The organism is Limnoraphis robusta CS-951 (assembly GCF_000972705.2).
In genome coordinates this window covers 1-5,821 of the sequence record NZ_LATL02000257.1, presented here as the reverse complement: position 1 = coordinate 5,821, position 5,821 = coordinate 1, and the positions used below count along the sequence as shown (strand labels likewise).

Below are 5,821 nucleotides of genomic sequence, written 5' to 3'. Positions count from 1 at the left end.
TGAAGGGGTTTTAGGATTTAGAAATGTCCTAATGTATTCGCTTACTGCTATACTTGAACTCTATTGACGGGATAAATGTCGCTCAAACCATAAACCCGCTAGAATAACACCCACACCACACAATACAAAGACAAAAGCTTTAAACAGGAGTTCAGTATTGTACTCAAAGGTACGACTGACAATTTGCAGGGTGAGTAAGATCATTCCGCCCCAAAATGTCCCTCGTTTTCCTTGTCCTAATCCGATGCGAATTGAGCCTGCCGCCAGTAAAAAGAGTAAGATATTGAAAATGAGAGTAGATAAGCTGCTGTCAAGAGTTTGATATCTATAACTCACCAGTGTCGTCACACCTAAAATTATAGCGATCGCACTGCTAACTTCATCTAATCCCCAACGTTGAGACGAATGATGAGGTTTTGCCAGATAAAGCCATTGCCAAATCGTTAAACCGCCAAATAAAAGCACATCAAGGATGAAATTAAATCCCTGAACTTGCATCGATTCGTTATAGTTAAAACTGAAGAAAGATGTCCCAAATCCCCGAAAGGAAAAGAGAAAAAACACAATCCCTAAAAACCAAATTGCCAAACTCCGAGCATCTGATCGAAAGGGTCTGCTATGAATAGGAGGAAAGAGACTATCATCATAACTCCAAAGGAGTGCAGGCGGAAGAATAAATCCAACCGTCATCAATTCCGAGGAGAAATTCTGCCTTAAAAGTGCAGCAATATTCATCTCTAAAGCGGGAACGATCAGCAATACTGCTATGATAAAAATTGATCGTGATTTACACCAATAGGCGAGGGGAACAAACAAAACTGCGGTGACTAGCGCAATATGTACCAACAGAAATTCTAGCCCGGTTAATTCACCCGGAAAGAAAATATTAGAGACTCCTGACCAATAGCCAATTCCAAGCAGTAAAATTGATAGAATACCGAGGGATGTCAAACGCAAGCTGTAAGCCATCGCTAAAACGCCCAATCCCCAAACCAAAAACAATCCGTAGGGAGAACCGCCAATATGAAACATTTGCGCCATCAGGGAGATATTCGCCCCAAGACTGATAGCCCCAAAAATCAGTAATCCCTCGCCCAAACGTTTTGTTTTCCCTGTTTGAGAGTCAGATCGCCATAGATAAAACCCGCTAGTATTAACACCAATAAATAAACTCAACAGCAAGATAATTTTGAATTCTCGCGGCCATTGTTGCCAATTGGCGGCGACAAAGGTAATCACACCCAAACCCAGCAGAATACTACCTAAACCGATGAGAATCATCACAAAACGGCTACTGGCAGCGCTATCAATACTGTTGAATTGATAACGGTTTGATAGCAGTTGATAAATAGAATCGTTAATCAATCCTTCTGAAGTCCAAAGTTGGGCTTCATGGCGCAGTTGGCGACGAAATTTTTCTGAAGCCATCTTCTATTAATTCGCCTCTAGAGGGCGATCGCATTCCAAGTTACGTTTTCTAGTGTGTCATCGATTGCCTGGGTTTTAGGACAATTTTAGACACCTGTTAAACCTGCACAATTAGGGGAACAGGTCTCAGGTGTCGGGTGAGCTTAAAAAACCCGGTGCGCGATCAAGTTACCGGGTTTTTGCGGAGATCTAGGGGCGGGTTTATATCAGTTATTTTTAGGAAAACATAGATTTTTACAGAACCCGCCCCTACAAACCTGACACTCTTTCCCTGACACCTGTTCACTGTAAACACTGGGTTTATTGTCCTCGCAGTTGTCCAGAGGTTTGATCATGTTGAATTTGCAACTGTTGGCGACCATTACGAATCACTCGTAACATTTCACTAAGCTGCTGCTCAATATTGCCTAAAACATGATCAGCATACTCATCGGCTCCATTTTGAACATCCTGACATTCTGCCAAAGTTCTCGAGCGGATTTGATCAAGTTCTTGTTGAGCTTGATAACGAATTTGTTCTACTTCAGCGATGGTTTGTTGCTGGAGGGTTTCACACTCGAGATGAACTCGTTGTCGTAACTGTTCGGCTTCGGCTTGGGCTTGTTGGATCAGACCCATTTCATTTAAAATTTGAGTTGCCCGTTGTTCTGCCGCTTCTAAAATTTCCTGGGCGTATTCTTCAGCTTCTTGGAGGATTTCGTCTTTATGTCGAACAATTATATCCGCCTCTTGAAAGGCGCTGGGTAAATTTAAACGGATGAGATCCAACTGATCGAGTAACTGCTCTTCATCAACCAAAGTTCGCCGAGTCAGGGGAACACGGGGACTGTCAAGAATGATTTCTTCGAGTCGGTTGAGTTCCCTCTGAATGTCAATCCCAGGTGTTCCACTTGGAGTGGTATCTATTTCGGGGATCAGTCCTTTGGGTTCCGATTCTATTTTGGGAGTTGATTCCTGGCGTAGCATCTATAAATATCTTTTATATATATCTTGAGCAACGTGTTTTGGAACGAGATGATCGACAGAACCACTAAACTTGGCTATCTCTTTTACCACACTACTGGATAAAAAGCTATATTCATTTGAGGTTGCCAAGAAAACTGTCTCAATCTTATCAGAGAGGGTCTTGTTCGTGTGAGCCATCTGAAGCTCCATTTCAAAATCGGACAAGACTCGTAGCCCTCGAAGTAGAACTTGAGCATTTCGCTGTTTTGCATACTCTACCGTAAGACCTTTAAAACTGGCTACCTCTAAGTTATCTAGATGTCGAACGGAGGTGCGAATTTGCTCGATGCGTTCCTCAACGGTAAACAAAGGAGTTTTGTTTGGATTTCGCAGAACAGCAACGATCACCTGTTCAAACAGCTTACAGCCTCGTTCTATAATATCTAAGTGGCCTAAAGTAATCGGATCGAAGCTACCCGGATAAATCGCAATCACGATTGAGCCATGATAAAAGTTACTGACAAATTATAGGACGATATGAGCTTTTGCAAACGGCTCGCTCCTACGTTCGTGAGTTTTTGAGTTGATCTGTAGAAACCCAAAAACCGAAACCGTGAGGAGAAAGGCACGAACAGGTTGTCAGTCACTTTGAATTGTAGAACGGATCAACATCTTTACAACACACCCAGAGGGGGAGATCTCTGCTGCGACTCCCTGGAGTTAACCGTCAACTAAAGGGAGACTTACCCGCTTTAAATTGACGAATTGAACCATCGGTATCAATCCCGGCCATTCGGAAACGGCGATCAAGATCAGATGGGTCAGGCGATACTTTTTCGGCTTCATCCATTGTAATCCGACCTTCGATCACTTTTTCAAAGATGGATTGGTTGAGCAGTTGCATTCCTTCGTAGGAGTCAGACTCGATCAACTGCGTGGCACTTTCATCCTCTCCTTTCAGGAGATAATCGCGCATAGCCGGAGTATTGATCAGGATTTCATGGACTCCAGTCCGACGGTTTTCTACAGTGGGAACCAGTAATTGAGCAACAACCGCCACCAAAGAATCACAAATTTGAATTCGCATGGCGGGTTGTTCATCAACGTTAAACAGGTTTAATAAACGGTTAATGCTATTAATTGCACTACGAGTGTGCAGAGTACCGAGAACCAAGTGACCTGTTTGGGCTGCTTGCAGAGCCGTGTTCACCGTTGGGCGATCGCGCATTTCCCCAATTAGAATCACATCAGGATCTTCGCGTAAAGCCGATCGCAAAGCCTTGTTAAATTCTAATGTATGCAGGCCGACTTCCCTCTGGCTAATCAGACAGCGATGGGAGGGGTGAACAAATTCAATCGGATCTTCAATAGTAATTACGTGCTTTTTGGCGGTTTCGTTGAGATACCGAATCATCGCCGCCAGGGTTGTCGATTTTCCTGAACCCGTTGGCCCTGTGACCAAAATCAATCCTTGGGGAAAGCTAATAATTTTTTTGAGGACTTCGGGTAAACCCATTTCATCAATCGAGGGTACTTTTAAGTTAATTAGCCGCAGTACCATCGCGCCGCCACTGAGGGAGTCAAAACAGTTCACCCGACAACGAACTAAACCGGGATAAAAAATCGCCGTATCCAGTTCCTTATCTTCGGAAAACTGCTCTCGTTGACGGGGAGTCAGAATCTCAGTCAGGTATTGATCAAACACTTCTGATGTCACCTTGACCTGATCCTTGGCTCTGACCATCTCGCCCTGAATCCGAAAGCGAGGAGTGTGTCCAACACGAATATGAATATCAGAGGCTTTCAGATTAAAAGCATCTTTGACCATCTGTTTGATGCTGGTTTTGTCTAATGATTTGGGAGGGGGGGGTACCTTCGGCAAAGGATGGTTCGAGGACTGAGGTACAGCAGCGTTCGTCATAGGTTGAATTCTCCTGGCTTGCGAACTCAGTTAATTTTTGGCAGGTCAATTAACAGCAATTATATAAAATTTGATGACTTCCTGTAGACTTTTTAAAAGTTTTGTCATCAAAATTCAAGAGCAGAGGCGATCAGATTACCCTCATCTTTCCTGAAAAATCTTTTTGGTCAATTTACCAAGAGAAGCAGGTTTAGAGCAAGGTCGTTCACGACGGATTATTTTATGCTAACATAAGTTTATCGTGGCTTGATGCCGATAATCTATGCTTGTGTATGAAATGAAGCTGCAAGGAACGCAATACCAGTACAGAAAGTTAGACGAAGCTATCCGTACTGGTAGGTTTGTTCGTAACAGCATCATCAAAGCATGGATAGACGGTCAAGTTAAAAGTCGCAACGATGCCTATCGCTACTGCAAACTGCTGTCAGACAATCCTAGTTTTCCTTGGGTGAACAAACTCAATTCTATGGCTCGACAAGCGCAGGCAGAGAGAGCATGGGCATCAATTTAAAAACGGATAGAGAAGCGGAAGAACGGATTAACTTAACTGTAAAACCCATAGATCTTGGCATCTCACAGATAGCTTAATCCGTTAAATCCTTATCCTATCTGTTTTAAATTGAACGATTTTATCAAAATTGTCGGAAAAAAATACCAGGTCGAAAAGGATTTCCCAAGTTTAAAAAATATCAAGTTAGAGCATCTGTTGAATACAAAATATCGGGATGGAAACTTTCAGAGGATAGAGGCTATTTAACGTTTTATGATAAGTTTCAAGCAGGTACATTTAAACTTTGGGGTAGCCGAGATTTACACTTCTATCAACTCCAACAAATTAAACGGGTTAGAGTGATTAGAAGACACGATGGGTATTATGCTCAATTTTTGATAGACCACATTAGAGAGGAAAACAAAGAACTCAGTAACAAACAAACAGGTTTGGATGTAGGTTTAAACCATTTCTACACCGATTCCACCGGGATACAGGTAGAGAATCCCCGTTTTCTAAGAAAAGATGAGCGACGAATTAAAAAGCTGCAACGTCGATTATCAAGAACAAAAAAGGGAAGTAAAAACCGTAAAAAAGCCAAAAATCGCTTAGGGAAGGCGCATCTAAGAGTTTCACGCAGGCGTAATGATTGGGTTTGTAAACTTGCCCAACACGTCATACAGTCTAACGACTTGGTAGCGATTGAAAACCTACGGATACGCAATCTAGTTAAAAATCATCATTTAGCCAAGTCAATTAATGATGCTGCTTGGTACAGATTTAGAGAATGGCTAGAATATTTTGGGAGAATTTATGGGGTTCCGGTTGTAGCAGTTGAACCTGCATACACGTCTCAAAACTGCTCAAATTGCGGTGAAAAGGTTGTCAAAACTCTCAGTACGAGAACTCATAAATGTCCTCACTGCGGATACACATCCAACCGAGACGAAAATGCCGCCAAAAACATTCTAAAATCTGCACTTAAACAACTATCAAATCAAGAAACGGATAAGAAATAGATTAACGGATTAACTTGA

At 42.4% G+C, this 5,821-nt stretch carries 4 protein-coding genes and 2 pseudogenes; 2 read left to right on the top strand and 4 right to left on the bottom strand.

The window, feature by feature from the left end; all coding sequences use genetic code 11:
• Positions 1-60: 60 nt before the first annotated feature.
• The 4 genes from WN50_RS21950 to WN50_RS21935 all read right to left on the bottom strand — a co-directional run bounded on the left by WN50_RS21950 (position 61) and on the right by WN50_RS21935 (position 4,294).
• Positions 61-1,428 carry a DUF2157 domain-containing protein gene (locus tag WN50_RS21950; RefSeq protein WP_046281284.1) on the bottom strand — a complete coding sequence of 456 codons (1,368 nt, stop codon included), beginning with the start codon at positions 1,426-1,428 and terminating at the stop codon, positions 61-63.
• 300 nt (positions 1,429-1,728) lie between these two features.
• A complete protein-coding gene (locus WN50_RS21945; protein ID WP_049560746.1) occupies positions 1,729-2,394 on the bottom strand; it encodes an ATP synthase subunit B family protein in 666 nt (221 codons plus the stop codon).
• Entirely contained in the window at positions 2,395-2,868 is a 474-nt protein-coding gene (gene coaD, locus WN50_RS21940) for a pantetheine-phosphate adenylyltransferase (RefSeq protein WP_046281285.1), read from the bottom strand. It abuts the gene before it with no gap.
• Positions 2,869-3,100: 232 nt separating this feature from the next.
• Positions 3,101-4,294, bottom strand: a complete 1,194-nt coding sequence (locus WN50_RS21935; protein WP_046281286.1) for a type IV pilus twitching motility protein PilT — start codon at positions 4,292-4,294, stop codon at positions 3,101-3,103.
• A 262-nt stretch (positions 4,295-4,556) separates the two neighbouring features.
• On the opposite strand from WN50_RS21935, the pseudogene WN50_RS21930 reads away from it, so the two are divergent.
• Together WN50_RS21930 and WN50_RS21925 are read left to right on the top strand one after the other, a co-directional pair.
• Positions 4,557-4,799: pseudogene (locus WN50_RS21930) on the top strand (hypothetical protein); the annotation flags it as partial.
• A gap of 113 nt (positions 4,800-4,912) precedes the next feature.
• Positions 4,913-5,803: pseudogene (locus WN50_RS21925) on the top strand (RNA-guided endonuclease InsQ/TnpB family protein); the annotation flags it as partial.
• Positions 5,804-5,821: the final 18 nt, after the last annotated feature.

What these genes read in the sequence shown, in the direction of transcription:
- WN50_RS21950 (WP_046281284.1), bottom strand. Translation starts at nt 1,428, where the DNA reads ATGGCTTCAGAAAAATTTCGTCGCCAACTGCGCCATGAAGCCCAACTT.
- WN50_RS21945 (WP_049560746.1), bottom strand. Translation starts at nt 2,394, where the DNA reads ATGCTACGCCAGGAATCAACTCCCAAAATAGAATCGGAACCCAAAGGA.
- WN50_RS21935 (WP_046281286.1), bottom strand. Translation starts at nt 4,294, where the DNA reads ATGACGAACGCTGCTGTACCTCAGTCCTCGAACCATCCTTTGCCGAAG.